The organism is Variovorax sp. PBL-E5, assembly GCF_901827185.1.
GTDB lineage: Bacteria > Pseudomonadota > Gammaproteobacteria > Burkholderiales > Burkholderiaceae_C > Variovorax.
Window position 1 is genome coordinate 2,831,593 of record NZ_LR594671.1, and the last position, 26,956, is coordinate 2,858,548.

29 protein-coding genes are annotated in these 26,956 nt (G+C 67.3%); 5 read left to right on the plus strand and 24 right to left on the minus strand.

Going from position 1 to position 26,956, the window contains the following annotated elements:
• Positions 1-4: 4 nt before the first annotated feature.
• From WDLP6_RS13765 to WDLP6_RS13775, 3 genes are read right to left on the minus strand one after another with little or no spacing between them, the layout of a single operon-like run.
• Complete coding sequence (locus WDLP6_RS13765) at positions 5-1,063, minus strand: amino acid ABC transporter permease (RefSeq protein ID WP_162567744.1); 1,059 nt, start codon at positions 1,061-1,063, stop codon at positions 5-7.
• Positions 1,060-2,064 carry an amino acid ABC transporter permease gene (locus WDLP6_RS13770; RefSeq protein ID WP_162592774.1) on the minus strand — a complete coding sequence of 335 codons (1,005 nt, stop codon included), beginning with the start codon at positions 2,062-2,064 and terminating at the stop codon, positions 1,060-1,062. The genes WDLP6_RS13765 and WDLP6_RS13770 overlap by 4 nt, the downstream gene beginning before the upstream one ends.
• Entirely contained in the window at positions 2,061-3,095 is a 1,035-nt protein-coding gene (locus WDLP6_RS13775) for an amino acid ABC transporter substrate-binding protein (protein ID WP_162592775.1), read from the minus strand. Before WDLP6_RS13775 ends, WDLP6_RS13770 begins: the two co-directional genes overlap by 4 nt.
• A 148-nt stretch (positions 3,096-3,243) precedes the next feature.
• On the opposite strand from WDLP6_RS13775, the gene WDLP6_RS13780 reads away from it, so the two are divergent.
• Positions 3,244-3,648, plus strand: coding sequence for a DoxX family protein (locus WDLP6_RS13780; protein WP_162592776.1), 405 nt, complete (start codon positions 3,244-3,246; stop codon positions 3,646-3,648).
• A gap of 121 nt (positions 3,649-3,769) precedes the next feature.
• On the opposite strand, the gene def is transcribed toward WDLP6_RS13780, so the two are convergent.
• The 5 genes from def to smc form a co-directional block, all read right to left on the minus strand.
• On the minus strand, positions 3,770-4,309 hold the full coding sequence (def, locus tag WDLP6_RS13785; protein ID WP_162592777.1) for a peptide deformylase: 540 nt from the start codon (positions 4,307-4,309) through the stop codon (positions 3,770-3,772).
• Between the two features lie 44 nt (positions 4,310-4,353).
• On the minus strand, positions 4,354-4,782 hold the full coding sequence (locus tag WDLP6_RS13790; RefSeq protein ID WP_162592778.1) for a hypothetical protein: 429 nt from the start codon (positions 4,780-4,782) through the stop codon (positions 4,354-4,356).
• 95 nt (positions 4,783-4,877) lie between these two features.
• Positions 4,878-6,953 carry an NAD-dependent DNA ligase LigA gene (ligA, locus tag WDLP6_RS13795; protein WP_162592779.1) on the minus strand — a complete coding sequence of 692 codons (2,076 nt, stop codon included), beginning with the start codon at positions 6,951-6,953 and terminating at the stop codon, positions 4,878-4,880.
• Positions 6,954-6,980: 27 nt separating this feature from the next.
• Positions 6,981-8,078, minus strand: coding sequence for a cell division protein ZipA C-terminal FtsZ-binding domain-containing protein (locus WDLP6_RS13800; RefSeq protein ID WP_162592780.1), 1,098 nt, complete (start codon positions 8,076-8,078; stop codon positions 6,981-6,983).
• Positions 8,079-8,097: 19 nt separating this feature from the next.
• Positions 8,098-11,613 carry a chromosome segregation protein SMC gene (smc, locus tag WDLP6_RS13805; RefSeq protein WP_162592781.1) on the minus strand — a complete coding sequence of 1,172 codons (3,516 nt, stop codon included), beginning with the start codon at positions 11,611-11,613 and terminating at the stop codon, positions 8,098-8,100.
• Positions 11,614-11,728: 115 nt separating this feature from the next.
• On the opposite strand from smc, the gene WDLP6_RS13810 reads away from it, so the two are divergent.
• Positions 11,729-12,478, plus strand: a complete 750-nt coding sequence (locus tag WDLP6_RS13810) for a hypothetical protein (protein ID WP_162592782.1) — start codon at positions 11,729-11,731, stop codon at positions 12,476-12,478.
• A 65-nt stretch (positions 12,479-12,543) separates the two neighbouring features.
• Entirely contained in the window at positions 12,544-13,236 is a 693-nt protein-coding gene (locus WDLP6_RS13815) for a mobilization protein (protein ID WP_162567754.1), read from the plus strand.
• Here the strand turns inward: WDLP6_RS13815 and WDLP6_RS13820 are convergent.
• The 8 genes from WDLP6_RS13820 to WDLP6_RS13855 all read right to left on the minus strand — a co-directional run bounded on the left by WDLP6_RS13820 (position 13,206) and on the right by WDLP6_RS13855 (position 19,891).
• Positions 13,206-13,730, minus strand: a complete 525-nt coding sequence (locus WDLP6_RS13820; RefSeq protein WP_162592783.1) for a disulfide bond formation protein B — start codon at positions 13,728-13,730, stop codon at positions 13,206-13,208. The genes WDLP6_RS13815 and WDLP6_RS13820 overlap by 31 nt on opposite strands.
• 1 nt (position 13,731) lies before the next feature.
• Positions 13,732-14,841, minus strand: a complete 1,110-nt coding sequence (locus WDLP6_RS13825) for a sulfate/molybdate ABC transporter ATP-binding protein (protein ID WP_162592784.1) — start codon at positions 14,839-14,841, stop codon at positions 13,732-13,734.
• On the minus strand, positions 14,838-15,755 hold the full coding sequence (gene cysW / locus WDLP6_RS13830) for a sulfate ABC transporter permease subunit CysW (RefSeq protein ID WP_162592785.1): 918 nt from the start codon (positions 15,753-15,755) through the stop codon (positions 14,838-14,840). The genes WDLP6_RS13825 and cysW overlap by 4 nt, the downstream gene beginning before the upstream one ends.
• The gene (gene cysT, locus WDLP6_RS13835; protein WP_162567758.1) at positions 15,752-16,648 is read right to left on the minus strand and encodes a sulfate ABC transporter permease subunit CysT; all 897 of its coding nucleotides are present in this window, start codon (positions 16,646-16,648) and stop codon (positions 15,752-15,754) included. Before cysT ends, cysW begins: the two co-directional genes overlap by 4 nt.
• A complete protein-coding gene (locus WDLP6_RS13840) occupies positions 16,649-17,650 on the minus strand; it encodes a sulfate ABC transporter substrate-binding protein (protein ID WP_162592786.1) in 1,002 nt (333 codons plus the stop codon).
• Positions 17,647-18,225: an RBBP9/YdeN family alpha/beta hydrolase gene (locus WDLP6_RS13845; protein ID WP_162592787.1), complete on the minus strand. Its 579-nt coding sequence runs from the start codon at positions 18,223-18,225 to the stop codon at positions 17,647-17,649. Before WDLP6_RS13845 ends, WDLP6_RS13840 begins: the two co-directional genes overlap by 4 nt.
• 6 nt (positions 18,226-18,231) lie before the next feature.
• A complete protein-coding gene (locus WDLP6_RS13850) occupies positions 18,232-18,873 on the minus strand; it encodes a peroxiredoxin (protein WP_162592788.1) in 642 nt (213 codons plus the stop codon).
• A gap of 100 nt (positions 18,874-18,973) precedes the next feature.
• Positions 18,974-19,891 carry a LysR family transcriptional regulator gene (locus WDLP6_RS13855; RefSeq protein ID WP_162567762.1) on the minus strand — a complete coding sequence of 306 codons (918 nt, stop codon included), beginning with the start codon at positions 19,889-19,891 and terminating at the stop codon, positions 18,974-18,976.
• Positions 19,892-20,019: 128 nt separating this feature from the next.
• Here WDLP6_RS13855 and WDLP6_RS13860 point away from each other — a divergent pair, with 128 nt between their 5' ends.
• Positions 20,020-20,667, plus strand: a complete 648-nt coding sequence (locus WDLP6_RS13860; protein WP_162592789.1) for an FMN-dependent NADH-azoreductase — start codon at positions 20,020-20,022, stop codon at positions 20,665-20,667.
• Between the two features lie 20 nt (positions 20,668-20,687).
• On the opposite strand, the gene WDLP6_RS13865 is transcribed toward WDLP6_RS13860, so the two are convergent.
• Positions 20,688-21,164, minus strand: coding sequence for a carboxymuconolactone decarboxylase family protein (locus WDLP6_RS13865; RefSeq protein ID WP_162592790.1), 477 nt, complete (start codon positions 21,162-21,164; stop codon positions 20,688-20,690).
• Positions 21,165-21,226: 62 nt separating this feature from the next.
• Here WDLP6_RS13865 and WDLP6_RS13870 point away from each other — a divergent pair, with 62 nt between their 5' ends.
• Positions 21,227-21,694, plus strand: coding sequence for a MarR family winged helix-turn-helix transcriptional regulator (locus tag WDLP6_RS13870; RefSeq protein ID WP_162592791.1), 468 nt, complete (start codon positions 21,227-21,229; stop codon positions 21,692-21,694).
• 17 nt (positions 21,695-21,711) lie between these two features.
• Here WDLP6_RS13870 and WDLP6_RS13875 read toward each other — a convergent pair whose 3' ends face one another.
• From WDLP6_RS13875 to ssuE, 7 genes are all read right to left on the minus strand, one after another.
• Positions 21,712-22,263 carry an NADPH-dependent FMN reductase gene (locus WDLP6_RS13875; RefSeq protein ID WP_162592792.1) on the minus strand — a complete coding sequence of 184 codons (552 nt, stop codon included), beginning with the start codon at positions 22,261-22,263 and terminating at the stop codon, positions 21,712-21,714.
• Between the two features lie 85 nt (positions 22,264-22,348).
• On the minus strand, positions 22,349-23,263 hold the full coding sequence (epsC, locus tag WDLP6_RS13880) for a serine O-acetyltransferase EpsC (RefSeq protein ID WP_162592793.1): 915 nt from the start codon (positions 23,261-23,263) through the stop codon (positions 22,349-22,351).
• A gap of 76 nt (positions 23,264-23,339) precedes the next feature.
• Positions 23,340-23,555, minus strand: a complete 216-nt coding sequence (locus WDLP6_RS13885) for a TOBE domain-containing protein (protein WP_162592794.1) — start codon at positions 23,553-23,555, stop codon at positions 23,340-23,342.
• Positions 23,556-23,587: 32 nt separating this feature from the next.
• Positions 23,588-24,421 (minus strand): ATP-binding cassette domain-containing protein, encoded by an 834-nt coding sequence (locus WDLP6_RS13890; protein ID WP_162592795.1) that lies wholly within the window; start codon positions 24,419-24,421, stop codon positions 23,588-23,590.
• A 16-nt stretch (positions 24,422-24,437) separates the two neighbouring features.
• Positions 24,438-25,277: an aliphatic sulfonate ABC transporter permease SsuC gene (ssuC, locus tag WDLP6_RS13895; RefSeq protein WP_162592796.1), complete on the minus strand. Its 840-nt coding sequence runs from the start codon at positions 25,275-25,277 to the stop codon at positions 24,438-24,440.
• Between the two features lie 32 nt (positions 25,278-25,309).
• Positions 25,310-26,266, minus strand: coding sequence for a sulfonate ABC transporter substrate-binding protein (locus WDLP6_RS13900; protein WP_162592797.1), 957 nt, complete (start codon positions 26,264-26,266; stop codon positions 25,310-25,312).
• Between the two features lie 103 nt (positions 26,267-26,369).
• Complete coding sequence (ssuE, locus tag WDLP6_RS13905; protein ID WP_162592798.1) at positions 26,370-26,954, minus strand: NADPH-dependent FMN reductase; 585 nt, start codon at positions 26,952-26,954, stop codon at positions 26,370-26,372.
• Between the last annotated feature and the right edge of the window lie 2 nt (positions 26,955-26,956).

Here is a 26,956-nt window from a genome sequence, read left to right on the forward strand (position 1 = left end):
GTCGCTAGTCCCGGCCGGCAGCGAGTCGCCGCTCCAGCCACCCGGCGTACCTCGCCAACCCGAAGCACATCACCCAATACACCAGCGCCAGGAACAGGTAGCCCTCGAGGTAGAACGGCCGCCATGTCGGATCGCCGCCGAGGGCCAGCCCCAGCGCGCCGGTCAGTTCGAAGAGGCCAACCACGGTCACCAGCGAGGTGTCCTTCAGGGTTCCGACGACGGTGTTGGTAATTGCCGGCACGACCAGTCGCAGCGCCTGCGGCAGCACGATGTCGCGCTGCACCGCCCAGCGGCCGAAGCCGAGCGCCATCGCGGCATCGATCTGGCCGCGCGGCACGGCCTGCAGGCCGCCGCGGATGATCTCCGCCAGGTAGGCCGCGACGAACAGCGCAAGGCCGGCCAGCACGCGCACCAGCACGTCCGGCTGCCAGCTCGCGGGCCACAGCAGCGGCAGCAGGAACGAGGCCATGAACAGCACCGAGATCAGCGGCACGCCCCGCACCAGCTCGATGTAGGTGGCGCTGAGCGTGCGCGCCACCGGCCATTGCGAACGCCGGCCCAGCGCCAGCAGCAGCGACAGCGGAAACGCGAGCGCCAGCCCAACCACCGCGAGCCCGATCGTAAGCGGCAGGCCGCCCCAGCGGCTGGTCGGCACCATGGCCAGGCCGAGCACGCCGCCGCGCATCAGCACCACGAACAGCGCGAGCACGACGACCCACAGCGGCAGCAGCCAGACGCGCCAGCTGCGCGGCCAGGCGCTCAGCATGGTGGTCGCCGACAGCACGCCGACCGCAATCGCCGGGCGCCATTGGTCTTCATAGGGATAGCGGCCGAACAGGAAGGGTCGCCACTTCTCCGCGATCACACCCCAGCAGGCGCCATGCCGCAACGCGCGGCAGGCTTCGGCATCGGGGCGGAACACGGCGTGCACCACGCCCCAGTCGAGCGCGTGCAGGGCCACCCATACGATGAGCAGTGCCAGCACCAGCGTCGCGAGCGCCCGCAGCGGCGAACCCCAGAGGTCCCTGCGCCACTCGATGGCCGGCCGCACCGTACGGTTCATTGCCACCCTCGCAGCGCGACACGCGCGTTGTAGCGGTTCATCACCCCAGAAATCAGCAACGACATCAGCAGATACACCGCCATGATCACCGCGATGCATTCGAAGGCACGGCCGGTCGAGTTGAGCGAGGTGTTGGCAATGGAGACCAGCTCGGGGTAGCCCACCGCGACCGCGAGCGAGGAATTCTTGGTCAGGCTCAGCAACTGGTTGGTCAGTGCCGGCACGATCACGCGCAGGGCCTGCGGCATCACCACGATGCGCAGCTGCTGGTGCGGCGAAAGCCCGAGCGCCTGCGCTGCCAGTTTCTGGCCTTGCGAGACCGACGCGATGCCGGCGCGCACGATCTCAGCCACGAAAGCGGCCGTGTAGAGCGCGAGCGCGATCACCACGGCCAGGTATTCCGGGCTCAGTGCCGCACCGCCGCTGACGTTGAAACTGCCACGTTCGGGCCAGTCGAAATGCGTGGGCCAGAAGCCGCCCTCGCCGGCCACGGGCCAGGGCATCGACAGGCCGCCCTTGCTCAGCCAGAAGCCGGGCGCGAGTTCGAGCGGTTCGGTCGAATCGGGCAGCAGCTGCGTGAGTGCGAAGTACAGCATCAGCAGCTGCACCAGCAACGGCACGTTGCGCACCGTCTCCACGTAGGCCGCGCAGATGCCGCGCACCAGCACGTGCGGCGCCAGCCGGCCGATGCCCAGCAACGTGCCGAACACGACGGCGATCACCGCCGCGGGAATGGAGGCGCGAATGGTGTTGATCAGCCCGGCGAGGAACGCGCGCCAGAAAGGCTGGCCGGCGTCGAAGTCGAGCCAGCCTTCGGAGATCTCGAAGCCGGCCGACTGCAGCAGAAAGTCGAAGCCCGAGCGCACGCCGCGTGCGCGCAGCACCTCCAGCGCGTGGTGGCCCAGCCAGAGCACGCCGCCGAGCACGGCCGCCAGCAACAGGGCCTGCACCGCCCACGCGAGCCAGACGGCACGACGCCCGCCCGGCGCCGGCCGACTCATCTGACGGGCAATCCGTACATCAGGCCGCCCTTGCTCCAGAGATTGTTCGCGCCGCGCGGCAGCTTGAGCACCGACTTCGGACCGACGTTGCGCTCGAAGATCTCGCCGTAGTTGCCCACTGCCTTGATCGCGCGGTACGACCAGTCCTTGTCGAGGCCGAGCAGCTTGCCCAGGTCGTCGCCGCTGCCGACCAGGCGCTGCTGCGCCGGGTCCTTGCTGTTGGCCCTGAGATCGTCGATGTTGGCCTGCGTGATGCCGGCCTCTTCGGCCTCGATCAGCGCGTTGGGCACCCACTTGACGATGGCGAACCACTCATCGTCGCCGCGGCGCACCAGCGGCGCGAGCGGCTCCTTGGAGATCAGCTCGGGCAGGATCACGTAGTCATCCGGATTCGGCGCTTCCTTGTTGCGCAGGCCTGCGAGCGCCGAGGAGTCGGTCGTGAAGGCCTGGCAGCGGCCCGCGAAGAAGGCCTTGAACGAGGCTTCGAAGCTTTCGAACACCACCGTCTTGACGGGGATGTTCTGCGCCTTGAAGTAGTCGGCGACGTTCTTCTCGTTGGTGGTGCCGGACTGCGTGCAGATGGTGGCGTTCTTGAGCTGTTTGGCGCTGGTCACCTTGAGCTTCTTCGGCACCAGGAAGCCCTGGCCGTCGTAGTAGGTGATGGTGGTGAAGTTGAAGCCGAGCGAGGCATCGCGCGTCAGGTTCCAGGTGGTGTTGCGCGCGAGGATGTCGACCTCGCCGGCCTGCAGGGCCGAGAAGCGCTGCTGCGAATTGAGCGGCACGAAATCGACCTTCTTCGCATCGCCCAGCACCGCGGCCGCGACGGCACGGCAGGTGTCGACGTCCAGACCCGACCAGTTGCCCTGCGTGTCAGGCGCCGAGAAACCGGCGACGCCGTTGGTCACGCCGCACTTGACGGTGCCGCGCTGCTTGACCGCGTCGAGCGTCTTGCCGGCGAAGGCGGGGGCGGCGACGAAGGCCAGGGCGGCGGCTGCGGCGGCCAGTGCGGGTCGGATGCGTTGGTTGTTCATTCTCGGGTTCCTCTGGGAATTGACGGCAGCGGGCAGTTTACGGTGGCGCCCCGGACTCTGCCAAAGAACCAGCAGTTGGAAGCTCATTCCGGCAAACGCCGCCGGCTTCGACCACAATCGCGCCTTCAAACAAGAAAGGCGATTCGACATGATCCGTTCCGACGACACAGGCAAACTCGTTCTGCGCGTCACGCTGGGCGTCCTGCTTCTGCTGCACGGCATTGCCAAGCTCCATGCCGGCGTCGCCGGCATCTCCGGCATGCTGGCCGGGCAGGGCCTTCCGGGTGCGGTCGCCTATCTTGTCTATGTCGGCGAGATCGTCGCGCCGGTGCTGCTGATCATCGGCCTCTACACGCGGCCGGCGGCATGGATCGTCGTGATCAACATGCTGTTCACCTTCTGGCTCGTCCATGGCAACAACCTGTGGTCGCTCGGCAAGAGCGGCGGCTGGGTGCTGGAACTGGAAGGCCTCTACCTGTTCGCCGCCTTGGCAATCACCTTCCTCGGCGCGGGCCGCTTCAGCATCGGCGGCAGCAGCGGAAGACTGAACTAACCCCCAGGCTTGCCCACTTCGTGTGGCCGCCCACCCCCTTGCAGGGGGCAACACCTGCGGACCGGCAGAGCCGGACCCGCGGTGTTTCCCGAAGGGGCCCGGCTGCGCCGGCCAACTGCTCTCAATCGTCCTCGCTCGCATCGAGGCCCGGAAACAGGATCTCGGTGTAGCCGAAGCGTGAGAAGTCGCGCACCCGCATCGGGTAGAGCTTGCCCAGCAGGTGATCGACCTCGTGCTGCACCACGCGGGCATGGAAACCCTCGACGGTGCGGTCGATGGGATCGCCATAAGGATCGAAGCCGGTGTAGCGGATGTGCGCGAAGCGCGGCACGACGCCGCGCAGGCCGGGCACCGACAGGCAGCCTTCCCAGCCCTCTTCCTCCTCGTCGCCCAGCGGCGTGATGACGGGATTGAGCAGCACGGTGCGCGGCACCAGTGGCGCGTCCGGATAGCGCGGATTGACGGCGTCGGTGCCGAAGATCACGAGCTGCTGGTCGACGCCGATCTGCGGCGCCGCGAGCCCCGCGCCGTGGACGGCGTGCATGGTCTCGAACATGTCGCGCACCAGCAGATGAAGCTCGTCGGTGTCGAAGGCGGCGACGGGCTGCGCGATGCGCAGCAAGCGCGGGTCGCCCATCTTGAGAATTTCGCGAATGGCCATGGCGGGATTATCGCGATGGCCCCATCACGCGGTCGGCCGTGGGGTCAGGGTCCGTCGCCGTGCTGACCGCCGCCACGCGGCATGCCCGTGGGCGGCAGCCGCAGGCCGCCCACGCCTGCACCGGGTGCCACGCCGCCGCGCGGGAAGCCCGGCCTCGGCCCCATGCCCGGACGCGGCCCGACGCCCGGTCGCGGCACGAAGCCGGGACGCGGGCCGTAGTAACCCGGCCTGCCGTAATAGCCCGGTCGCCCGTAGTAGCCGGGCCGTCCGTAATAGCCGCCACCGCCTTCGATGTACACCGAGGGCGGCGCCACCACGACGGGCGCCGGGTCGTAGTAGGGTTCCGAATACACGGGTCCGCCCGAATAGACCGCCCCGCCGTAAGCCGGCCCCGCGGGGACCGCGACGCAGCCGCTCAGGACGGCGACACCGCCGAGCGCAATGCAAGTACCGAGTAGACGAATTCTGTTCATGATGGACTCCTGGTTCTTTCAACGGACGGTTGTAGGCGCTGTTGACCGCGCACGTGTGAAGCCTGCGTAACGTCCGGTAAAGACAGGTGCGACGCTCAGAGTCCGCTCCGAAGAATCTCCAGCATGCGCTCCTCGTCGATCACGGCCACGCCAAGATCGCGCGCCTTGTCGAGCTTGCTGCCGGCTTCCTCTCCCGCCACCACATAGTCGGTCTTCTTGCTCACCGAGCCCGCCACCTTGGCGCCGGCCGATTCCAGTTTGTCCTTCGCTTCGTCGCGGCTGAGCGTAGGAAGAGTACCGGTGATGACGAAGGTCTTGCCCGCCAGCGGCTTCGGGATGCGCGCGGCCGGCTCGCCCTCTTCCCAGTGCACGCCGCAGGCGCGCAGCTGCTCGACCACTTCGCGGTTGTGCGGCTGATCGAAGAAGGTGCGCAGGCTGGTCGCGACCGCCGGCCCGACGTCGTTGACCTCCAGCAGATGCTCCTCGCTGGCATCCATGATCGCGTCCAGCGTGCCGAAGTGCTTGGCCAGGTCTTTCGCGGTGCTCTCGCCGACATGGCGGATGCCGAGGCCGAACAGGAAGCGCGGCAACGTGGTCTTCTTCGACGCCTCGAGCGCATCGACGATGTTCTTGGCCGACTTGTCGGCCATGCGGTCCAGGCCTGCCAGCGTGGTGAAGCCGAGCTTGTAGAGATCGGGCAAGGTCCGGATCAGGTCGGCATCGACAAGCTGCTCGACCAGCTTGTCGCCGAGGCCTTCGATGTCGAGTGCGCGCCGCGCGGCGAAATGAAGGATGGCTTCCTTGCGCTGGGCCGCGCAGAAGAGGCCGCCCGTGCAGCGGTGATTGACTTCGCCCCGCTCGCGCACGACGTCGCTTTCGCAGATCGGACAGTGACGCGGCATGCGAAAGTTCGGAACATAGGACCGACGCGAATCGCCCACGATGCCCACCACTTCGGGAATGACGTCGCCCGCTCGCCGCACGATGACCATGTCACCCACGCGCACCTTCTTGCGCCGGATGTCGAACAGGTTGTGAAGCGTCACGTTCGCCACCGTGGTGCCGCCCACGAATACCGGGTCCAGCCGCGCGACCGGCGTCAGCTTGCCGGTCCGCCCGACCTGCACGTCGATGCCCAGCACGCGCGTCATCGCCTCCTGCGCCGGGTATTTGTGCGCGACGGCCCATCGCGGCTCGCGCGAGACGAAGCCGAGTTGCCGCTGCAGCTCGAGGCTGTCGACCTTGTAGACGACTCCATCGATGTCGTAGGGCAAGGTATCGCGCTCACGTCCCATCGTCTCGTGGAACTCGATCAGGTCGCTCGCACCACGGGCGCGCGTTCTCTTCGTCGAAACCGGAAAGCCCCAGGTATCGAACTGGGTCAGCCAGTCGAATTGCGTCGCGCAGTCCGGCCCGCCCTGCTCCGGCGGCGTGACCTCGCCGAGGCCGTAGGCGAAGAAGCTCAGGGGCCGGTCGGCCGCGATCGCCGGATCCAGCTGGCGCACGGCGCCGGCCGCGGCATTGCGCGGGTTCACGAAGACCTTCTCGTTCTTCTGGCCGGCAGCGATCTTCTCGCGCTGCCGCTCGTTGAGCTTCTCGAAGTCGTCGCGCCGCATGTAGACCTCGCCGCGCACCTCGACCACCGGCGGCAGCGCCGAAGCCTCGCCATGCAGGCGCAGGGGGATCTGCTGCATCGTGCGAATGTTCTGTGTCACCTCTTCGCCGATCTCGCCGTCGCCGCGCGTCGCGGCCTGGACCAGCACGCCGTGCTCGTAGCGCAGGTTGATGGCCAGGCCGTCGAACTTGAGCTCGCACACGTACTCGACCTGCGGCGCGTCCTCCGCCAGGCCGAGCTCCTTGCGTACCCGCGCATCGAAGGCGCTCGCGCCCGCGGGCGTGATGTCGGTCTCGGTGCGGATCGACAGCATCGGCACCTTGTGGCGCACCTTGACGAAGCCGTCGAGCGGCTTGCCGCCGACGCGCTGCGTGGGTGAATCGGGCGTGCGCAGCTCGGGGTATTCCGCTTCGATGGCCTGCAGGCGTTGGAACAGCTTGTCGTACTCGGCATCGGGCAATTCGGGCGCATCGAGCACGTAGTAGAGATGCGCGTGGCGGTGCAGCTGTTCAGCCAATGCGGCCGCTTCGCGAGCCGCCTTCTCTCGCGTTGTCATGAAAGTCTCCTGAACAAGCCGGACAGCTTAGCTGAACAAGCGCCGCGCCAGCGGTGAGCCGGCCGAGAGATCGCGCGTATCCAGCGTGTCATAAAGCTGTTCGAGATCCGCACCGATCACGTCCATCGTGTCGTCGCGCAGCAGCTGGCCATCGCTGTCGGTCACGACGCCGTCCATCTCGCGCGCCAGCGTGGCCGCGGCCTCGCGCATGCGCTCGAAGGGCCGTTCGCCGCGATCGACCTGCGGCACGTCGAGGCTCAGCGCGAGTTCGCGGATCGCCGACTGCGCAGGATCGTCGGCCAGCGCGGCCTGCGTGTCGAAGGACAGGCCCAGGATCGGCGGCAGGCCGACCTCGCCCGCGGGCAGCACCATGCGGCCCGGAATGATGCCCGCCACGAAGCCCAGGCGCGCCGCGTTCTGCTGCACGTAGCCGGGACTCCATGCCGCATGCAGCGCGCGCAGCACGAAACTCAGCTGCGCATCGTGCGAACTCGCGAACTGATCGAGCTCGCGGGCGCGCGCCACCTCGTCCAGCATCTCGGGAAACTCGGGCGCGCCGTTGAGCGCATCGGCAAAGGCCTGAGCCTTGACGACGAATTCGGAGTACTCGATCTCGTTGAGCGCGCCGGTGCGATTGGCCAGCTGCACGCCGACCTGGAAGGCACCGTAGCGCTGACCCGGCGCCGGCAGTTCCCATTCGCCCGTGTGTTCGTTGAGGCCCTCGATCGCGACCGGCTTGCTGCCGGCGCGCCGCGTGGCCGGCATGGCCGCAATGGCCGCATCGCCCGAGGCGAGGCCATCGAGCGACACCGGCGCGATCACGTCGATCAACGGATCGAGCCCGCCGCGCCGCTCGGCCGTCGGCATGGGCAACGCGCTGGGCGCCGGCAGGTCGGGGTCGAACAGCGGCTCGTGCCGCTCGGTGCCGTGCATCAATTGCGGCTCGACATGCAGCACCGGTTCCTGGTCCTGCGTCGACTCCGCCCGAACAGTGTCGGGCGCTTCTCTGTCTCGCGCATCGGGCTGGCGCGGCTCGTTGCGGCGCGACATCCACGTGTTGAAGCCGACGACTGCGGCCAGCACGAGGCCGCCGAGGATCGCCAGCGCGACGGTGAGGCTGCTCATGCGCGGTCCATGTCCCTGTTCAAGCGGCTTCGACCATGGACACCGCAGCTTCCATGTCGACCGCCACGATGCGTGACACACCCTGTTCCTGCATGGTCACGCCGATCAGCTGTTCGGCCATCTCCATCGCGATCTTGTTGTGGCTGATGAAGAGGAACTGGGTTTCACGACTCATGGCGGTCACGAGTTTGGCATAGCGCTCGGTGTTGGCATCGTCCAGCGGCGCATCCACCTCGTCCAACAGGCAGAAAGGTGCCGGATTGAGCTGGAAGATCGCGAACACGAGCGCGATGGCCGTCAGCGCCTTCTCGCCGCCCGAGAGCAGGTGGATGGTCTGGTTCTTCTTGCCCGGCGGCTGCGCCATGACCTGCACGCCCGAATCGAGGATCTCGTCGCCGGTCATCATGAGCCGCGCATTGCCGCCGCCGAAGAGCTCGGGGAACATGCGGCTGAAGTGCTCGTTGACGATCTTGAAGGTGCCGCCCAGCAGGTCGCGGGTTTCGGCGTCGATCTTGCGGATCGCGTCCTCGAGCGTGGTGATCGCCTCGTTCAGGTCGGCCGACTGGGCATCGAGGAAGGTCTTGCGCTCGCTGGCCACGGCGAGTTCGTCGAGCGCGGCGAGGTTGACCGCACCGAGCGAAGCGACCTCGCGGTTCAGGCGGTCGATCTCGCTTTGCAGGCCGCCGAGCCGCACCTTGTCGGTCTCGATCGACAGCGCGACCGCTTCGAGATCGGCCTGCGCATCGGCCAGCAACTGCTGGTACTGCTCGAAGCCCAGGCGCGCAGCCTGTTCCTTGAGCTGGAAATCGGTGATGCGCTGGCGCAGCGGATCGAGTTCGCGCTCGAGCTGCAGGCGCCGTTCGTCGCTGGCGCGCAGCTTGAGCGTGAGGTCGTCGTACTGGCTGCGCGAGCCGCCGAGCGCAGTTTCGCGTTCGAGCTTGAGCGCCAGCGCATCCTGCAGGCCGGCCTGTGCGGCTGCGTCGGACAGGCGGCCGAGTTCGGCACGCGCGCGTTCGTCCTCTTCGGTGAGCGAGGTGGTCTGCTGCACGGCGGTCTCGATGGCGCGGCCGAGTTCGCCGCGCCGCGCTTCGAGCGTGCGCTGGGCGAAGGTGGCCTCCTGGGCCTGGCGCTCCAGGCTGCGATGCTGCTCGCGGCTGGCGGCCAGCACGCGGGCGGCCTCGATCACGCGCTCGTCGAGCTGCGCATGACGCTCCTGGCTGTCGGCCAGCTGCATGTCGAGTTCGTCGAAGCGGCCTTCGGCGGCGACGCGCTTTTCCTGCAGCTCTTCGAGCTGGGCGTCGACTTCGCCGAGGTCCGATGACAGCTGCTCGCTGCGCGCGCGGGTCTGCTCGGCCAATTGCGACAGGCGCAGCGTCTCGACCTGGAGTTCATGCGCGCGCGACTGTGTCTCGGCCGCTTCGCGGCGCGCCGTGACGAGCCGCTGAGCGGCATCGCCGTACGCGGCCTCGGCGCGTGCCAGGGCAGTGCGCGACTCCTCGCTGATCAGCGTCTGGGCGCGCAGCTGGCGCTCGAGGTTCTCCATTTCCTGCTGGCGCGCCAGGAGGCCGGCCTGCTCGGAATCCTGCGCGTAGAAGCTCACGCTGTGCGCGGTGACGGCATGGCCGCTCTGGACGTAGATCACCTCGCCGGGCTGCAGCTTGTCGCGCTGGGCCAGCGCCTCTTCGAGCGTCGCGGCGGTGTGGCAGCCATGCAGCCATTCGGCCAGCAAGGCCTGTTGTCCGGCATCGCCGAGGCGCAGCAGATCCGACAGGCGCGGCAAGGCGCTGGGCGCTTGCGGCAGGCCCGCCACTGGCGGCGTGTAGAAGGCCAGCTTGGCCGGCGGTGCATCGCCGCCGAAGGCACGGACCATGTCGAGCCGGCTGACCTCGAGCGCACCCAGGCGCTCGCGCAATGCGGATTCGAGTGCGTTCTCCCAGCCCTGCTCGATGTGGATGCGGCTCCACAGGCCTTGCAGGCTTTCGAGGCCGTGCTTGGCCAGCCAGGGCGCGAGCTTGCCGTCGGTTTTGACCTTTTCCTGCAGCGCGCGCAGCGCTTCCAGTCGTGCCGAGAGTTCGGCATGGCGCGCGCCTTCGGTGTTGACGGCCTGCTGGCGGTTGCGGCGGTCGTCGTCGAGCTGCGGCACGGCTTCCTGCAGCTCGTGCAGGCGGGCATCGGCTTCGGTGGAGGCCTCCTGCGCCGCGGCCAGTTGCGCCTGCAGATCGCGCAGGCGGGTTTCGTCGGGGGCGGCAAGCGCGCTCTGGTCGCTGCGCAAGCGTTCGGCGCGCAGCGTGAGCTGGCGGCTCTGATCTTCGATATTGCGTTGATCGGCGGCCAGCACCTGGATCTGCTGCTGCACTTGGACGACCGTGGCGCGCTGCGCATTGGCCTCGTCCTGCGCGCGCTGCTGCGCCTCTTCGAGCTCGGGCATGCGGGCGTCGTGCTCTTCGAGCTGCGCGGCCAGCAGCTCGGCCTGCTCCTCGGCATTGACGCCCTGGCCAGCCAGGGTTTCGATCTCGGCCTCGGCATCCTCGCGGCGCGTGCTCCATTGCGCGATCTGCTCACGCAGCTGGCCGAGGCGCTGCTCGACGCGCTGGCGGCCCTCGACCACGAAACGGATCTCGCCTTCGAGCCGCCCGACCTCGGCACTGGCCTCGTAGAGCTTGCCCTGCGCCTGGTTGACCTGGTCGCCGGCGGCGTAGTGTGCCTGGCGCACGGTCTCGAGTTCGGCTTCGATGTGGCGCAGGTCGGCGGTGCGCGATTCGAGGTCGTTGATCGCCTTCTCGGCGTCGGCCTTGATCTTGCCCTGGTCGGCTTCGCTTTCGCTGCGCTTCAGGAACCAGAGCTGGTGCTGCTTGCGCGTGGCATCGCCCTGCAGCGTGTTGTAGCGCGCGGCGACCTCGGCCTGCTTCTCGAGCTTCTCGAGGTTGCTGTTGAGCTCGCGCAGGATGTCCTCGACGCGCGTGAGGTTCTCGCGCGTGTCGCCCAGGCGGTTCTCGGTCTCGCGGCGGCGCTCCTTGTACTTCGACACGCCGGCGGCTTCTTCGAGGAAGAGGCGCAGCTCCTCGGGCTTGGATTCGATGATCCGGCTGATCGTGCCCTGGCCGATGATCGCGTAGGCACGCGGGCCGAGGCCGGTGCCGAGGAACACGTCCTGCACGTCGCGCCGGCGCACCGGCTGGTTGTTGATGTAGTAGCTCGAATTGCCGTCGCGCGTGAGCACGCGCCGCACCGCGATCTCAGCGAACTGCGACCACTGGCCGCCGGCCCGGTGGTCGGCGTTGTCGAACACCAGCTCGACGCTCGAACGGCTGGCCTGCTTGCGCGTGGTGGTGCCGTTGAAGATGACGTCCTGCATCGACTCGCCGCGCAGCTCCGAAGCACGCGATTCGCCGAGCACCCAGCGCACCGCATCCATGATGTTCGACTTGCCGCAGCCGTTGGGCCCGACGACGCCGACGAGTTGACCTGGCAGCAGGAAGTTGGTGGGTTCGGCGAAGGACTTGAAGCCGGAAAGCTTGATGGAATTGAGACGCACGACGGGTCGGCCTTGAGCCTGGCTTTTGCCAAGGTGTTGATTTGTAAGAAAAATTCAGCGGCCCGTAGTCCGAAGACCGGCCGACACCCGAGGCGACGATGATAACGTGCGGCCCATGAGCGATTTCCCCGTTTCCCCTTGCGTATGGCATCGCGCGCTGCTGTTCGGCGTGGCCGCGATGCTGCTGGGCCTTGCGGCCTGCACGACGACGGAGCGCGCGCAACCCTACGCCGGCAACGAATGGATCCAGACCAGCGCCAACCGCATCGCCAACCTCGCGCTGCGCGACAACCTGCAATCGATCCGCCGGGTGCAGCTGTCGCTCTATCGCCGCAACCCGCGCGAATGGCACAAATGGGCCACGAGCGCGGAAGACGCCATTCAACGCACCTGGGACGCCATCTCGCAACAGAGCTCCCTGCCCGACCTGCAGGGTGCGACCGGCATCGACGCAATCCGCATGGCCTTCGAGACCCATCCGAAGCCCTATGCGGGCGACCGCGTCGCGGCGCTGGTGGTCGGCTGGGCGTCGCTGCTCAAGCAGGCCAATGGCGGCACCTGGGAGCAGAGCATGCTCGACGGCGTGAATGCCGAGAACAGCTACCGGGCCGCACGCAATGTCGAGATCTCGCTCTGGCTCATCGGCTCCAAGACCGGCCCGGACGGCCAGCCCCTGCTGCTGGCCACCGAGATCAGCGAGCGCGGCCGCAATCTGGTGGTCGACCGCGAGCTCTCCAAGGTGGTGGCGCGCCTCGATCTGCTGGCCGCGCAGGCCGACGAGAAGTACCGCCGTGCGGCGCTCGATTTCGGCCAGAACTGGTTTCTCGGCAGCCTCGGACCCTTCTTCTCGATGGTGCCGAGGTAGGCCGCGCGCGGCGCCGCACCTAGAATGCTTCGCACTTTTCCATCCCACTCTCTCCGAGGAATTCCATGAGTTCGATCAATTTCATCGGCGGCGAAAAGGGCGGTGTCGGCAAGTCGGTCACGGCACGGGTTCTGGCGCAGTACTTCATCGACCACAGCCGGCCCTTCGTCGGCTTCGACACCGACCGCTCGCACAACTCGTTCACCCGCTTCTACGAAGGCTTCGCCTCGCAGGTGGTGGTCGACAGTTTCGAGGGCCTCGACACGGTGGTGAACGGCTTCGAGGCCAATCCCCATCAAAGCGTGATCGTCGACCTCGCGGCACAGACGCTGGCACCGCTGTCGCGATGGATCAAGGAGTCGGACCTGTTCGACGTGTTCGCCGAACTCGGCGTGGCGGTCAACTTCTGGCACGTGCTCGACGACGGCAAGGATTCGAGCGACCTGCTCGGCACGCTGGTCGACACCTTCGGCAACCGGCCCAACTACATCGTGGTGCAGAACTACGGCCGCGGCAACGACTTCGCGCTGCTGCTCGGCTCGCAGTCGCTCAGCAAGGCGATCACGAACGGCGCCCGCGTCATTGCACTGCCGCGCCTGCACGACGCCAGCATGCGCAAGATCGACGGGCGCAACACCAGCTTCTGGAAGGCGGTGAACGACCGCGAAGGCCCGCACGCACTCGGGCTGCTGGAGCGCCAGCGCGTGAAGGGCTGGCTGGCGACGGCCTATGCCGCCTTCGACACCCTGCCGCTCTGACCCGCGCGGCGCAGCAGCAGCACGAGGAGCAGCAGGCCCAGCACCGTGAAGGCGATGAAGGACCAGTTCGCGATCGACAGGCCGAACAGGGTCCAGTCGATCTTGGAGCAGTCGCCGCTGCCGCGGAAGATCATCGGCAAGGCGCGCTGCAGCGGAAAGGTCTCGATCATTCCGTAGATGTCGCGGCCGCAGCTCACCACTTCCGGCGGATGCCATTGCAGCCAGCTCTGGCGCGCAGCGGTGTAGGCGCCGCCGACGGCCATGACCAGTGCGAGCATGGCGCCCGTCCACTGCAAGCCGCGACGGCGGCTCGTGGACGCCAGCCCGGCGAAGACCGCCAGCAGCACCAGCGCATAACGCTGCACGACGCACATCGGGCACGGCTCCAGGCCCACCACATGTTGCAGATACAGCCCGAAGGCGAGCATCGCCACGCAGGCGGCGCAGATCAGCGCCAACGCGCGCCGCGGCGCACCGAAATACCAGTCGATCAAGCTATGGTCCCTCCACGAACACACGGGCCCGGCGCGGCGTGGCGACCACTGTTTCGCCTTCCCGCAAGCCGAGATCCCGGAACTGTTGCGCAGGAAGTTGCGCCTCGATGATGGTTCCGGACCCCGGATTATCAGGATTCGATTCGACCGGTTCGAGTTCCAGCCTTGCGATCGGACCGACCACAATGGCACGGCTCAGCGTCGCGACGATGCCCTGGGTCCGTGCGGAGCCGTTCGCTGTCGTGGCCGGCACATAGCGCGCGATGTCGAGGTCATGCGGCCGCACATAGGCCAGCGCCTTGCCGTCACGCAACCCGCGGCTTTCCGGCGTATCGATGCGAATGCCTTCCACATGCACCTCGCCTTCGTGGGCGCGGCCATGGAACAGGTTGACGTCGCCGAGAAAGCCATAGACGAAGGGACTGGCCGGCCGGTCCCACACATCCTGCGGCGAGCCGACCTGCTCGACGCGGCCGCTGTTCATCAGCACCACGCGGTCGGCCACTTCGAGCGCTTCCTCCTGGTCATGGGTGACGAAGATGCTGGTCACGTGCAGCTCGTCGTGCAGGCGGCGCAGCCAGCGGCGCAGTTCCTTGCGCACCTTGGCGTCGAGCGCGCCGAAAGGCTCGTCGAGCAGCAGCACCTTGGGCTCGACCGCGAGCGCACGGGCCAGCGCGATGCGCTGGCGCTGGCCGCCCGACAGCTGTGCCGGATAGCGGTCGGCCAGCCAGTCGAGCTGCACCAGCTTGAGCAGGTCGTGCACCTTGGCCTTGATCTGCGCCTCGGCCGGGCGCACGCCGCGCGGCTTCACGCGCAGGCCGAAGGCGACGTTCTCGAACACCGTCATGTGCCGGAACAGCGCGTAGTGCTGGAACACGAAGCCGACCTGGCGCTCGCGCACATGGACGTCGGTCGTGTCCTCGCCGGCGAACAGGATGCTGCCGGTGTCGGCGGTCTCCAGCCCCGCGATGATGCGCAGCAGCGTGGTCTTGCCGCAACCCGAGGGGCCGAGCAGCGCGACGAGCTCGCCTGACGCCACGTCGAGGCTGACATCGCGCAGCGCGTGAAACTCGCCGAAGCGCTTGCTGACGTTGCGGATTTCAATGCTCATGATGTTCCTCCCAGGGCCGCGACGGCGGGTTGCGGCCGCTCCGGCGGCAGTTCTGCGATGGCCTTCATCTCGCGCTCGTGCCGCCACTCGATGAAGGACTTGATCACCAGCGTGACCAGTGCCAGGATGGCCAGCAGCGAGGCCACCGCGAACGCGGCCACCGACTGGTACTCGTTGTAGAGCACCTCGACATGCAGCGGCATGGTGTTGGTCTGGCCGCGGATGTGGCCCGACACGACCGACACCGCGCCGAACTCGCCCATGGCGCGCGCATTGCACAGAATGACGCCGTACAGCAGCCCCCATTTGATGTTCGGCAGGGTCACGTGCCAGAAGGTCTGCCAGCCCGTGGCACCGAGCACGATGGCGGCCTGCTCCTCCTCGGTGCCCTGCGCCTGCATCAGCGGCACCAGCTCGCGCGCGATGAAGGGAAAGGTCACGAACACTGTGGCCAGCACGATACCGGGCACAGCGAAGATGATCTTGATGTCGTGTGCGGCCAGCCAGGGACCGAACCAGCCCTGCGCGCCGAACACCAGCACGTAGATCAGCCCCGCGACCACCGGCGACACGGCGAAGGGCAGATCGACCAGCGTCGTGAGAAAAGCCTTGCCCCGAAATTCGAACTTGGCGATCGCCCAGGCCGCTGCCACGCCGAAGACCAGGTTGGCCGGCACGGCGATCGCGGCCGTGAGCAGGGTCAGGCGGATCGCACTCCAGGCATCGGGCTCCTCGAGCGCCTGGAAGTAGGCGCCGAATCCCTTGCGCAGCGCTTCGGCCGCGACGGCGGCCAGCGGCAGCACGAGGAACAGCAGCATGAAGGCCAGCGCGATGCCGATCAACGTCCAGCGCACCCAGGCCGATTCGGTGGTGCCGGCCGCGGCACGCCGGACCACCCTGGCTGGCGCGCTCATGACGAAGCCCCCGAGCGGCGCCGCTGCCAGGCTTGCAGGCCGTTGATGACCAGCAGCAGCACGAAGGACAGCACCAGCATCACCAAGGCCACCGCGGTGGCGCCTGCATAGTCGTACTGCTCGAGCTTGCCGATGATGATCAGCGGCGTGATCTCCGAGATCATCGGCATGTTGCCGGCAATGAAGATCACCGAGCCGTACTCACCGATCGCGCGCGCGAAGGCCATCGCAAAGCCGGTCAGCAGCGCCGGCATGATCGAGGGCAGGATCACCCGCGTGAAGGTCTGCAGCCGGGTCGCACCCAGGCTGGTCGCGGCCTCCTCGAGTTCCTTCTCGGTGTCTTCGAGCACCGGCTGCACCGTGCGCACCACGAACGGCAGGCCGATGAAGATCAGCGCGATCACGATACCCGCCGGCGTGAAGGCCAGCTTGATGCCGAGCGGTTCGAGGTACTGGCCGATCCAGCCGTTGCCCGCCAGGAGCGCGGTCAGCGAGATGCCGGCGACCGCGGTGGGCAGCGCGAACGGCAGGTCGACCAGCGCATCGACGATGCGCTTGCCCGGGAACTTGTAGCGCACCAGCACCCAGGCCACGAGCAGGCCGAAGACGAGGTTGACCAGCGCGGCGATCAGCGACGCGCCGAAGGTCAGGCGGTAGGACGCCATCACGCGCGGCGCGGTCACCGCGACCCAGAACTGGTCCCAGCTCATCGTGAAGGTCTTGAAGACCAGCGCGGACAGCGGGATCAGGACGATCAGGCACAGGTACAGCAGCGAGAAGCCGAGCGTGATGTGAAAGCCGGGCAGCACGCGCCGCGACACGCCGGTATTGCCCGCACGCGCAAGCGGCGCCGCCGTGGCGGACGGCAGCGCCGACGATACAACCCCAGCCATTTACTTGGCGCCAGGCGTGTACAGCTTGTCGAACTGACCGCCGTCGTTGAAGTGCACCTTCTGCGCTTCGCTGAGGCTACCGAACAGTTCCTGCACCGTGAAAAGCTGCAGCGGCTTGAAGGTCGCGGCGTATTTCTTGAGCACCGCTTCCGAGCGCGGGCGCAGCGCGTGCTTGGCCGCGATCTCCTGCGCCTCGTCCGAATAGAGGTAGTCGAGGTAGGCCTTCGCGAGTTCGCCGGTGCCCTTCTTCGCCACCGTGCGTTCGACCACCGCGACCGGGTTCTCGGCCAGGATGCTGATCGACGGATACACCGCATCGACCTTGCCGGCGCCGAACTCGCGGTCGATCGACACGACCTCCGATTCGAAGGTGATCAGCACGTCGCCGATATTGCGCTGCAGGAAGGCGGTCGTCGCATCGCGGCCACCGCGCGCGAGCACCGGCACGTTCTTGAACAGCTTGCCGACGAACTCGGCGGCCTGGGCGTCGGTGCCGCCCTTCTTCTTCACGTAGCCCCACGCAGCCAGGTAGGCGTAGCGGCCGTTGCCGCCGGTCTTGGGATTGACGACCACGACCTGCACGCCGGGCTTGATCAGGTCGTCCCAGTCCTTGATGCCCTTGGGGTTGCCCTTGCGCGTGAGGAACAGCATGGTCGAGGTGGTCGGCGCCGCGTTGTTCGGGAAGCGCTTGGCCCAGTCCTTGGCCACCACGCCTGCATTGGCGAGGAACTCGATGTCGGTGGTGGTGTTCATGGTCACCACATCGGCATCGAGGCCGTCGGCCACCGCGCGCGCCTGCGCGCTGGAGCCGGCATGCGACTGGTCGATCTTGACGTCCTTGCCGGTGGTCGCTTTGTAATGCGCGACGAAGGCGGTGTTGTAGTCCTTGTAGAACTCGCGCGCCACATCGTAGGAGACATTGAGCAAGGTGGTCTGGGCGGATGCGGCGCCGCTTGCGGCGAGCACGAGGGCGCCGAGGATCATCTTGATTCTGGAAGTCATAGGGTTGCCAAAGGTTCGATATTGCTGCGGCCGGCCGGGAGGCTCGCGGGCTCGTCCGTCAGGGATTGGAGCAATGCGAGACCGAGCGGCCAGTCACCATGCCCCGATTCGAGGTTGATGTGGCCGGCATTTTGCATGCGAACGAATTCGCTGCCCCAGGCACGGGCATAGGCGCCGGCCAGCCGGACCGGGCAATAGGGGTCGTTGCTGCTCGCCACCACGATGCTGCGGTACGGCAGCTTCGCATGGGGAACGGGCGCGAAATCCGACAGCACCGCGCGGCGCTCGGGGTCGGCCGGCGCCACCAGCAGCGCGCCGCTGATGCGTGCGGCAGCGGCCTCGGGCAGATGCGCGGTCGCGATGCAGCCGAGACTGTGCGCGACGATCACCACCGGACCGGGGCATTCGAGCACGCGGGTCTCGAGCATGGATACCCACGCCGCGCGGCCCGGCGTGAGCCAGTCGTCCTGCACCACGCGCACCGCGCCCTGCATGCGCTCCGCCCACAGGCTCTGCCAGTGTCCCGGCCCGGAATCGCGCCAGCCCGGCACGATGACGATGGTCGGTTTCGTCACGCGGGCTTATTTGTTGGGCTGCGGTGTCAATCGCAGATAGGGCCGGATGGCCTTGAAGCCCTTCGGGAAGCGTTGCGCGAGCTCCGCCGGGTCCTGGATGCTCGGGCTGATCACGACATCGTCGCCGTCCTGCCAGTTCACCGGCGTCGCGACCTTGTGGCTGTCGGTCAGCTGCAGCGAATCGATCACGCGCAGGATCTCGTCGAAGTTGCGGCCCGTGCTCGCGGGATAGGTGATGGTGGCGCGGATTGCCTTTTTCGGATCGATGATGAACACGCTGCGCACGGTCGCCGTGGTCGAAGCGTTCGGATGGATCAGGTCGTAGAGGTCGGCCACCTTGCGGTCGGCGTCGGCCAGGATCGGAAAGTCGACGGTGGTGTTCTGCGTGTCGTTGATGTCGCCGATCCATTCCTTGTGCTTGTCCGCCGGATCGACGCTGATCGCGATCGGCTTGACGCCGCGCCTGGCGAACTCGCCCGACAGCGCGGCGGTCTTGCCCAGTTCCGTGGTGCACACGGGCGTGAAATCGGCGGGATGGGAGAACAGCACCACCCAGGCATCCCCGGCCCACCTGTAGAAATCGATCGGACCCTCGTTGGAGTCTTGGGTGAAATCGGGGGCGATGTCGCCGAGTCGCAGGGTGGCCATGGTTGCTCCGGAGAAGGTGAACTGAGGATTGTCGGAATCCGCTCTTCATCCGTAAACGAATATCTACTTGTTTGAATATGGCGTTTTGCGCATAACGAGCTCAGCCGGCCAGCGCGTGAGGTTCGTCGCCGTTCAGGTTTTCGGCCAGGAAATCGATCAGACGCCGAATGGCGGGGACGAGCGCCCGGCGCGCCGGGAACATGGCGTGCGTAATGCCCGGCGCCGGCCCCCATCCCGGCAAGACCTCCACCAGTTGGCCGGCCTTCAGTTCGCCGCGGCACATGTAGTCCGGCAGCACCGACGCGCCGGTCCCCTGCACCACGGCGAACTTGAGCGTCAACAGATCGTCGGCCACATAGCGAGGCGTGTGCGAATGCGTCTCCACGGCGCCATCGGGCCCTTCGAGGCGCCAGTGAGTGCGTCCCTCGCCGCTCGACATCGAGACGGTGTCGAGCTTCGACAGATCGGCCGGCGTGCGCACGGGCCCCTGCTTTCGGAGCTGCTCCGGGTTCGCGACCAGGATGCCGCGGCTGACGCCGAAGGTCTTGGCCACGAGCGTGGCGCTGTCCTCGATCTGCGGCCGCACGCGCAGCGCCAGATCCACGCCCTCCTCGACCGGATCGACCGGCCGGTTCAGCACCCGCATCTCGATCCGCACGGCCGGATAGCGCTGCATGAAGATCGGCAGCAGCGGACCCAGCGCGCTCTGCGCCAGCGTCACCGGACAGCTCAGGCGCACGGTGCCGCGCGGCTCGGTCTGCACCTGCGCGACCGCCTCGGCGGCCGCCTGCGCCGCGTCGCGCATGGCCGCGCAATGGCGCAGGTAGAGCTCGCCAGCCGGCGTGAGCGACAGGCGCCGGGTGCTGCGCTGCATCAGCTGCACGCCCAGCTGCGCCTCCAGGTCGGCCACGCGCCTGGACAGCCGCGACTTGGGAATGCCGAGCGCGCGGCTTGCGGCAGCAAACCCGCCGTGTTCCGCGACCTCGGCAAAGAAAACCATGTCATTCAGGTCTTGCATCGATCGATTGTCCTGTTATTGGGACGATATGGCCTAATTTTACCGACTTATCAAGCAATCACATCAAAAATAGAATTCACCCATGCCGACCGATTTCCGTGCCGGCCCTTTCAAGGAAAGCATTGATCATGAAGTTGCTCCACATCGATTCCAGCATCCTGGGCACCAGCTCGGTATCCCGCCAACTCACCGCCGAAGTGGTGGCCGACTGGCGCCGGGCCCATCCCCACACGACCGTCGACTACCTCGATCTCGCGGTCGAAACCCCGAACCATTTCAGCGCCGACGCGCTCGGCATCAAGGTCGGCATCCAGGCCGAACCCACCGACGCCCAGCGCCGCGAGAACGAAGTGTCGGAAAAGCTGGTGAGCCAGTTTCTCGCCGCCGACGTGATCGTGATCGGCGCGCCGCTCTATAACTTCACCGTGCCGACCCAGCTCAAGGCATGGATCGACCGGCTCGCGCAGGCAGGCCGCACTTTCAAGTACACCGACAAGGGCGCGGTCGGCCTCGCCACCGGCAAGACCGTGATCGTCGCACTGGCGCGCGGCGGCATCTACTCGACCAGCGAAGGCGGCCAGGCGATGGAGCATCAGGAAAGCTACCTGAAAGTCATCTTCGGCTTCTTCGGCATCACCGACGTGCGCTTCGTGCGCGCCGAGGGCGTGGCGATGGGCGAAGCGGCGAAGGCAGCCGCACTCAGCGTCGCGCGGGCCGACATCGCGACTGCGACCGGCCACGCAGCCAATCAGGACGTCGCCTCGCTGGCGGCCTGAACGCCCGCCCGCTTCGCGGGTTATGCAGCGCTTCCCTCTGCAATCGGCGGTGCGAAGCGCAGGGCCACGGCGATCCGGTTCCATTGGTTGATGGTGCCGATCGCCACGGTGAGGTTCATTGCCTCCGATTCACTGAAGTGAAGCCGCAGCGCCTGCCAGGCCGCGTCGTCGGCATGGCGCTGCGCCATCAACGTCAGCGTCTCGGTCCATTCGAGCGCGGCGGCTTCGCGCGCCGAGAACACGCCGGCGTCGCGCCAGGCCGCGACCAGATCGAGCCTCGGCGCCTCCACGCCCAGCTTGCGCAGCACATTGAGATGGAATTGCAGGCAGAAGGCACAGCCGTTGATCTGCGATGCACGCAGCTTGACCAGCTCGGTCAGCGACTTTTCCAGCCCGGAATCGTCGACGGCCTTGCTCATTGCGCGCAGTGCCGAATGCACGGCGGGCGCTTGCCTGGCGAAGTCCGGATAGTCGATCCGGGGCCGCAACGTGCTCATGGAATGCGAGTCCTTCATGGTTAAATATCAGAGTACGAACATGTTATTCGAGCCCTGACATCATGCGCAAGACCACGATTCCGGATGGGCCTTCGATCCCGAAGATCGGCGAAGGCAAACGCGGTCCCAAAGGCTATCTGGGCTATCTGCTGCGGCAGGCCGGTGCGGCGCACGCACGGCGCATGGAGCGCGCCCTGTCCGACCTCGGCGTGACGCCGCCGCAGTTCGTGGTGCTGACGATGCTGGTGGCCTATCCGGGCATCTCGAATGCCGAGATCGCCCGCCTGGCCATGCTGACACCGCAAACCGTGAGCGTGATCGTCTCGAACCTCGAGCGCTCGGGCGCGCTCGAGCGGCGCGCCCATGCGGTGCACGGACGCATCCAGCATCTCGATGTCACGGCCGAAGGCGAACGGCTGCTGGGCGCATCCCGCCAGCGCGTGCGTGCGCTCGAGCAGCAACTGGCCGCCTCGCTCACACCCGACGAAGAGCAGATCGTTCGCCGATGGCTCGTTGCCGTCGCGCTCTAGGCGCGACCGAGATCAGCTCAAGCCGAGTGGGTCTTGACCCAGGCCACGTACTTGTCGATCCATGCCTGCAGAAACTGCTTGCTGGCTTCCGCGACATGCCCCTTGTCGTCGAACAGCCCTTCCTTGTTCTGCAGGAAGACTTCGGGCTGGCCCATGGTCGGCACGTCGAGGTAGGCCAGGATGTTGCGCAGGTGCTGCTGCGCGAGCGCGGTGCCGATGGCGCCGACCGACACGCCAATGACACCCGCCGGCTTGCCCGCCCATGCGCTCTGCCCGTAGGGTCGCGAGGCGTTGTCGATCGCGTTCTTGAGCACGCCTGGGATCGAGCGGTTGTATTCCGGCGTCACGAACAGCAGCCCCTGCGCCGCGGCGATCTCCGACTTGAGCCGCTTGACGGCCGGCGCCTGGTTGCCGTCATCGTCCTGGTTGTAGGCCGGCAGGTCGTCGATGCGCACGTGCTCGAACGTGAAGTTCGCGGGCGCGAGATGCGCAATGGCAAGTGCCAGCTTGCGATTGAACGAATCCTTGCGCAGGCTGCCGATGACGACGGCGATTTTGGTCTGGCTCATGAAAGCTCCTTGGAACGGGTGGACGGGAAGCAAGATGGATTATGCGGAGCCATCGAGGCTTTTTTCTGACTTCTGAAAGCTTCACTCAGGCCGCCCTGTGCTGCGGCGCGTTCTGCAGGCTCGCCTGCGTCACGCTGGCGCCCGGCGGCACGTCGTCGGTGATCCACACGTTGCCGCCGATGGTCGCGCCCTTGCCCAGCGTCACGCGGCCGAGGATCGTCGCACCGGCATAGATCACCACGTCGTCCTCCACCACCGGATGGCGCGGCAGGCCCTTTTGCAGCTTGCCTTCGCCGTCGGTCGGAAAACGCTTGGCGCCCAGCGTCACGGCCTGGTAGATGCGAACGCGCTTGCCGATCACCGCGGTCTCGCCGATCACGACGCCCGTTCCATGGTCGATGAAGAAGCCGGCATCGATCTTCGCGCCCGGATGGATGTCGATGCCGGTCTGCCCGTGCGCGATCTCGGCCACGATGCGCGCGAGCAGCGGCAGCCCGAGGCCGTAGAGCTGGTGTGCGAGCCGATGGTGAACCATCGCGAGGATGCCCGGATAGCACAGCAGCACCTCGTCGACGCTGCGCGCCGCCGGATCGCCCTGGAAGGCCGCGAGCACATCGCCGTCCAGCAAGCGCCGGATGCCCGGCAGCGCCGCGGCGAATGCGCGCACGGCGGCGTCGCCTTCGGCATCGATTGCCTCTGCGTCGCGCGGGTTGTGGCGCGCGTTGTAGCGCAGCTCCAGCCTCGACTGCACCAGCAGGGACTGCAGTGCGGAGTGCAGCGTGTGGCCGACGTAGAAATCCTCGCTCTCGTGCCGCAGATCGGGCGGCCCGAGACGCATCGGGAACAGCGCCCCCTTGAGCGATTCGACGATGCCGGCCAGCGCATCGCGCGACGGGAACTCCCTGCTGCCGGGTTCGCGCGAGCGCCTTTGCGAATCGCGCCATTCGTCGCGCGCCTGGTGCAGCGCGAGCACGATGTCGTTGACATCGAAAAGGGACATGGGTTTTCTCCGGTGGTGCGGGGGTCCGACCTTGCACCATCGCACAAAACCCCGCCCCGGCGGGGTTTCTGCCAGCCTAGAGCTTCGCGATCGACACCTCGGTCGACTTCACCAGCGCCACGACATCGGAGCCGACCCTGAGCTGCAGCTCGTCGACCGAGCGCGTGGTGATGACCGAGGTCACGATGCCCCACGGCGTCTCGACATCGATCTCGGAGACGACGTCGCCGCGCACGATCTCGCGGATCTTGCCCTTGAATTGATTGCGGACGTTGATGGCTTGAATGGACATGAAGAACTCCTGAAGGAAAACGAAGAAAAGGATCAGACGGCCCAGTGCAGCGCATGGGCCGGAGCGCCAGGCCAGCGCACGTCGTTCGCGGCCACGGGTTCGGGGTCGGGGTCGGCCGGTTTTTGCAGGACGCGGTCGAGGATGCGTTTCTCGATCGCGGCGAAGGCCGGGTCGCCCTGCGAGCGCGGCCGCGCCAGCGCGATGGGCTCGTCGAGCGCGATGTGGCCGTCCTCGATCAGGATCACGCGGTCCGCCAGCGCGACGGCCTCCTGCACGTCGTGCGTCACCAGCAGCGCGGTGAAGCGGTGGCGCTGCCACAGGCCTTCGATGAGACGGTGCATCTCGATGCGCGTCAGCGCATCGAGCGCACCCAGCGGCTCGTCGAGCAGCAGCAGGCGCGGCCGATGGACCAGCGCCCGCGCGAGCGAGACGCGCTGCCGCTGCCCGCCCGACAAGCGCGCCGGCCACTCGTTCTGGCGATCGGCGAGCCCGACCTGCGCGAGCACCGCCTCGCCGCGCTCGCGCGCTGCGGGCGGCAGGCCCAGCATCACGTTGTCCAGCACGCGCCGCCATGGCAGGAGGCGCGCCTCCTGGAACATGATGCGGGTGTCGTCGTGCAGGCCGTCGATGCGCTTTCCGTCGCTGGACAGCGTGCCTTCGGACGCCGCCTCCAGCCCCGCAACCAGCCGCAGCAGCGTGCTCTTGCCGCAGCCGCTGCGGCCGACGATGGCGATGAACTGGCCCGGCTCGATCGCGAGCTGCACGTTGCGCAGCACCTCGCGTGCGCCGTAGCGCTTGTGCACCGCGCGCGCCTCGAGACGGATGCCTTCGGATGCAAGGCGGGGCGGATTCAATACAGCGCTCATCGCGGATCTCTTTCTTTCATCGGCCCGAGCGGTAGCCCGGATGCCAGCGCAGCCACCAGTGCTCGAGCGCGCGGGCGAACAGATCGGCCAGCTTGCCAAGCAACGCATAGAGCAGGATGCCGACCAGCACGATGTCGGTCTGCAGGAACTCGCGCGCATTCATCGTGAGGTAGCCGATGCCGGATTGCGCCGAGATGGTCTCGGCCACGATCAGGATCACCCACATGAGCCCGAGCGAGAAGCGCAGGCCGACCAGGATCGACGACAGCGCGCCCGGCAGGATCACTTCGCGGTAGAGCTGCCAGCGCGTGAGGCCATAGGTGCGGCCCATCTCGATCAGCTGCGGGTCGACGTTGCGGATGCCATGGAAGGTGTTGAGGTAGATCGGAAAGAACACCGACACCGCGATCAGGAACACCTTGGCCGACTCGTCGATGCCGAACCACAGGATCACCAGCGGTATCAGCGCCAGCGCCGGAATGTTGCGCACCATCTGGATGGTGGAATCGAGCAGCGTCTCGAAGACGCGCACCGAGCCCGTGAGAAGACCCAGCACCAGCCCGACGCCGCCGCCGAGGGCCAGTCCCGACAGCGCGCGTCCCGCGCTGATCTTCACATGCGTCCACAGTTCGCCCGACAGCGTCAGCGTCCACGCGGCCTTGAACACGTCCACCGGTGCCGGCAGCACGCGGCTGGACAGCCAGCCCGACGAGGCCGCGATCTGCCAGGCCACGATCAGGCCCACCGGGACGATCCACGGCAGCAGGCGTTGGCCCACGCCGAGAACGAAGAGCCTGGCGGTGCCCAGGGGCGACGGAGGGGCCATGCCCGGCAAGGGCTGCGCTTGTTCGGTCATGGTCCTTCTTTGTCGGGCTGCATCGCGCCGCCTCAGGCAATGCCGCGGGCCGCGGCTTCGAGCACGTCGATACGCCGGGGCAGCAGCTTGAGATCGAAGAAGGTATCGGCGATCTTCTGCTGCTCGGCAAGGATGGCCCGGGTGATCGGGCCGGTGCCGTACTGCGTGCGTGCGACCACTACATCGACCGTCGACTTCGGAATGCCCCACAGTTGCGCGAGCTCGGCCGCGAATTCGCTCGGGTGGCCCTCGCCCCATTTCTCGACCCGGTCGAGTTCCTCGATCAGAATCCTGATCACGTCCGGGTTCTTGTCCGCGTAGCCGAGCGAGGAGAAGTAGTAGGCGCGATTGCCGACCACGCCCGTCGCATCGGCGAGCACGCGTGCGTCGAGCGAGGTCTGCGCCGCGGCGAAGAACGGATCCCAGATCACCCAGGCGTCGATCGAGCCTTTCTCGAACGCGGCGCGCGCATCGGCGGGCGGCAGGAAGACGACGTTCACGTCGCCATAGCCGAGGCCGTTCTTCTCAAGCAGCTTGACCAGGAAATAGTGGACATTGCTGCCCTTGTTGAGCGCGACCTTGCGGCCCTTGAGCTCGGCCACCGAACGGATGGCCGAGCCCTTCGGCACCAGCACGGCCTCGGACCGCGGACGCGGCACCGTCGCGGCCACGTAGGCCAGCGGCGCGCCGGCGGCCTGGGCGAAGATCGGCGGCGCCTCGCCGACATCGCCGAAATCGATCGAGCCGACGTTGAGCGCTTCCAGCTGCACCGGCCCGGCGGTGAACTCGGTCCACTTGAGCGAGACGCCCAGCGGGGCCAGGCGCTTCTCCAGCGTGCCGCGACCCTTGAGCAGGCTCAGGTTGCCTTTCTGATGGCCGATGCGCAGCTGGCGCGCCGGCGCCTGTGCGAAGGCCGCGAGCGAGGGCAGTGCAACCGCGGCGGCCACGCCCTGGACCAGGCGGCGACGTGTCGATGAGGGAGATGTCATGGAATGGACTTTCGACGGATGGGATGTGCGTGCGCTGCCCCGCGCTGCGCGCCGACAGCGCCAGGGCCTGAAAGAAAACGGGCGGAGGTCCGGTGGGCGGTCGTCAGACGCTACATCGCACGCGCGAGAACGCCACCGACTCGAAGCCCGTGGCGGCCGGCAGCCGGAGCCCTTCGCTCGCCAGCGTGTCGACCGCATCGTCGAGCCGCTGCGCGAGTTCGGCCTGCAGCTGGTAGGCGCCCTCGGGCTGCAGCGTGACCTGGCCGTCGGTCGCGTACACGCCCGGCAGGATGTGCCGCGCGGCCAGCGATTGCAGCACCGGCCTGAGCGCATAGTCCAGCGCCAGCATGTGATGCGGGCTGCCACCGGTGGCCAGCGGCAGCACCGTCTTGCCCTTGAGCGCGGACTGCGGCAGCAGATCGAGGAACACCTTGAGCACCCCGCTGTAGGCCGCCTTGTAGACTGGCGTCGCAATCACGATCGCATCGGCACGCCGCACCTGCTCGGCCGCGTGCTGCACCGAAGGATGCGAGGCCTCGCCGAGCAGGAGGGCATGCGCCGCAAGCTCGCGGATCGCAAGCCGTTCGACCCGCACCTCGCGCAGCGACAGACGCGCGGCCACGGCATCGAGAAGAACGGCGGAGCGTGAAGGCGCAGAGGGGCTGCCGGCAATGAGAAGAACGGACACGA

What these genes read in the sequence shown, in the direction of transcription:
- WDLP6_RS13765 (WP_162567744.1), bottom strand. Translation starts at nt 1,063, where the DNA reads ATGAACCGTACGGTGCGGCCGGCCATCGAGTGGCGCAGGGACCTCTGG.
- WDLP6_RS13770 (WP_162592774.1), bottom strand. Translation starts at nt 2,064, where the DNA reads ATGAGTCGGCCGGCGCCGGGCGGGCGTCGTGCCGTCTGGCTCGCGTGG.
- WDLP6_RS13775 (WP_162592775.1), bottom strand. Translation starts at nt 3,095, where the DNA reads ATGAACAACCAACGCATCCGACCCGCACTGGCCGCCGCAGCCGCCGCC.
- WDLP6_RS13780 (WP_162592776.1), top strand. Translation starts at nt 3,244, where the DNA reads ATGATCCGTTCCGACGACACAGGCAAACTCGTTCTGCGCGTCACGCTG.
- def (WP_162592777.1), bottom strand. Translation starts at nt 4,309, where the DNA reads ATGGCCATTCGCGAAATTCTCAAGATGGGCGACCCGCGCTTGCTGCGC.
- WDLP6_RS13790 (WP_162592778.1), bottom strand. Translation starts at nt 4,782, where the DNA reads ATGAACAGAATTCGTCTACTCGGTACTTGCATTGCGCTCGGCGGTGTC.
- ligA (WP_162592779.1), bottom strand. Translation starts at nt 6,953, where the DNA reads ATGACAACGCGAGAGAAGGCGGCTCGCGAAGCGGCCGCATTGGCTGAA.
- WDLP6_RS13800 (WP_162592780.1), bottom strand. Translation starts at nt 8,078, where the DNA reads ATGAGCAGCCTCACCGTCGCGCTGGCGATCCTCGGCGGCCTCGTGCTG.
- WDLP6_RS13810 (WP_162592782.1), top strand. Translation starts at nt 11,729, where the DNA reads ATGAGCGATTTCCCCGTTTCCCCTTGCGTATGGCATCGCGCGCTGCTG.
- WDLP6_RS13815 (WP_162567754.1), top strand. Translation starts at nt 12,544, where the DNA reads ATGAGTTCGATCAATTTCATCGGCGGCGAAAAGGGCGGTGTCGGCAAG.
- WDLP6_RS13825 (WP_162592784.1), bottom strand. Translation starts at nt 14,841, where the DNA reads ATGAGCATTGAAATCCGCAACGTCAGCAAGCGCTTCGGCGAGTTTCAC.
- cysW (WP_162592785.1), bottom strand. Translation starts at nt 15,755, where the DNA reads ATGAGCGCGCCAGCCAGGGTGGTCCGGCGTGCCGCGGCCGGCACCACC.
- cysT (WP_162567758.1), bottom strand. Translation starts at nt 16,648, where the DNA reads ATGGCTGGGGTTGTATCGTCGGCGCTGCCGTCCGCCACGGCGGCGCCG.
- WDLP6_RS13840 (WP_162592786.1), bottom strand. Translation starts at nt 17,650, where the DNA reads ATGACTTCCAGAATCAAGATGATCCTCGGCGCCCTCGTGCTCGCCGCA.
- WDLP6_RS13850 (WP_162592788.1), bottom strand. Translation starts at nt 18,873, where the DNA reads ATGGCCACCCTGCGACTCGGCGACATCGCCCCCGATTTCACCCAAGAC.
- WDLP6_RS13855 (WP_162567762.1), bottom strand. Translation starts at nt 19,891, where the DNA reads ATGCAAGACCTGAATGACATGGTTTTCTTTGCCGAGGTCGCGGAACAC.
- WDLP6_RS13860 (WP_162592789.1), top strand. Translation starts at nt 20,020, where the DNA reads ATGAAGTTGCTCCACATCGATTCCAGCATCCTGGGCACCAGCTCGGTA.
- WDLP6_RS13865 (WP_162592790.1), bottom strand. Translation starts at nt 21,164, where the DNA reads ATGAGCACGTTGCGGCCCCGGATCGACTATCCGGACTTCGCCAGGCAA.
- WDLP6_RS13870 (WP_162592791.1), top strand. Translation starts at nt 21,227, where the DNA reads ATGCGCAAGACCACGATTCCGGATGGGCCTTCGATCCCGAAGATCGGC.
- WDLP6_RS13875 (WP_162592792.1), bottom strand. Translation starts at nt 22,263, where the DNA reads ATGAGCCAGACCAAAATCGCCGTCGTCATCGGCAGCCTGCGCAAGGAT.
- epsC (WP_162592793.1), bottom strand. Translation starts at nt 23,263, where the DNA reads ATGTCCCTTTTCGATGTCAACGACATCGTGCTCGCGCTGCACCAGGCG.
- WDLP6_RS13885 (WP_162592794.1), bottom strand. Translation starts at nt 23,555, where the DNA reads ATGTCCATTCAAGCCATCAACGTCCGCAATCAATTCAAGGGCAAGATC.
- WDLP6_RS13890 (WP_162592795.1), bottom strand. Translation starts at nt 24,421, where the DNA reads ATGAGCGCTGTATTGAATCCGCCCCGCCTTGCATCCGAAGGCATCCGT.
- ssuC (WP_162592796.1), bottom strand. Translation starts at nt 25,277, where the DNA reads ATGACCGAACAAGCGCAGCCCTTGCCGGGCATGGCCCCTCCGTCGCCC.
- WDLP6_RS13900 (WP_162592797.1), bottom strand. Translation starts at nt 26,266, where the DNA reads ATGACATCTCCCTCATCGACACGTCGCCGCCTGGTCCAGGGCGTGGCC.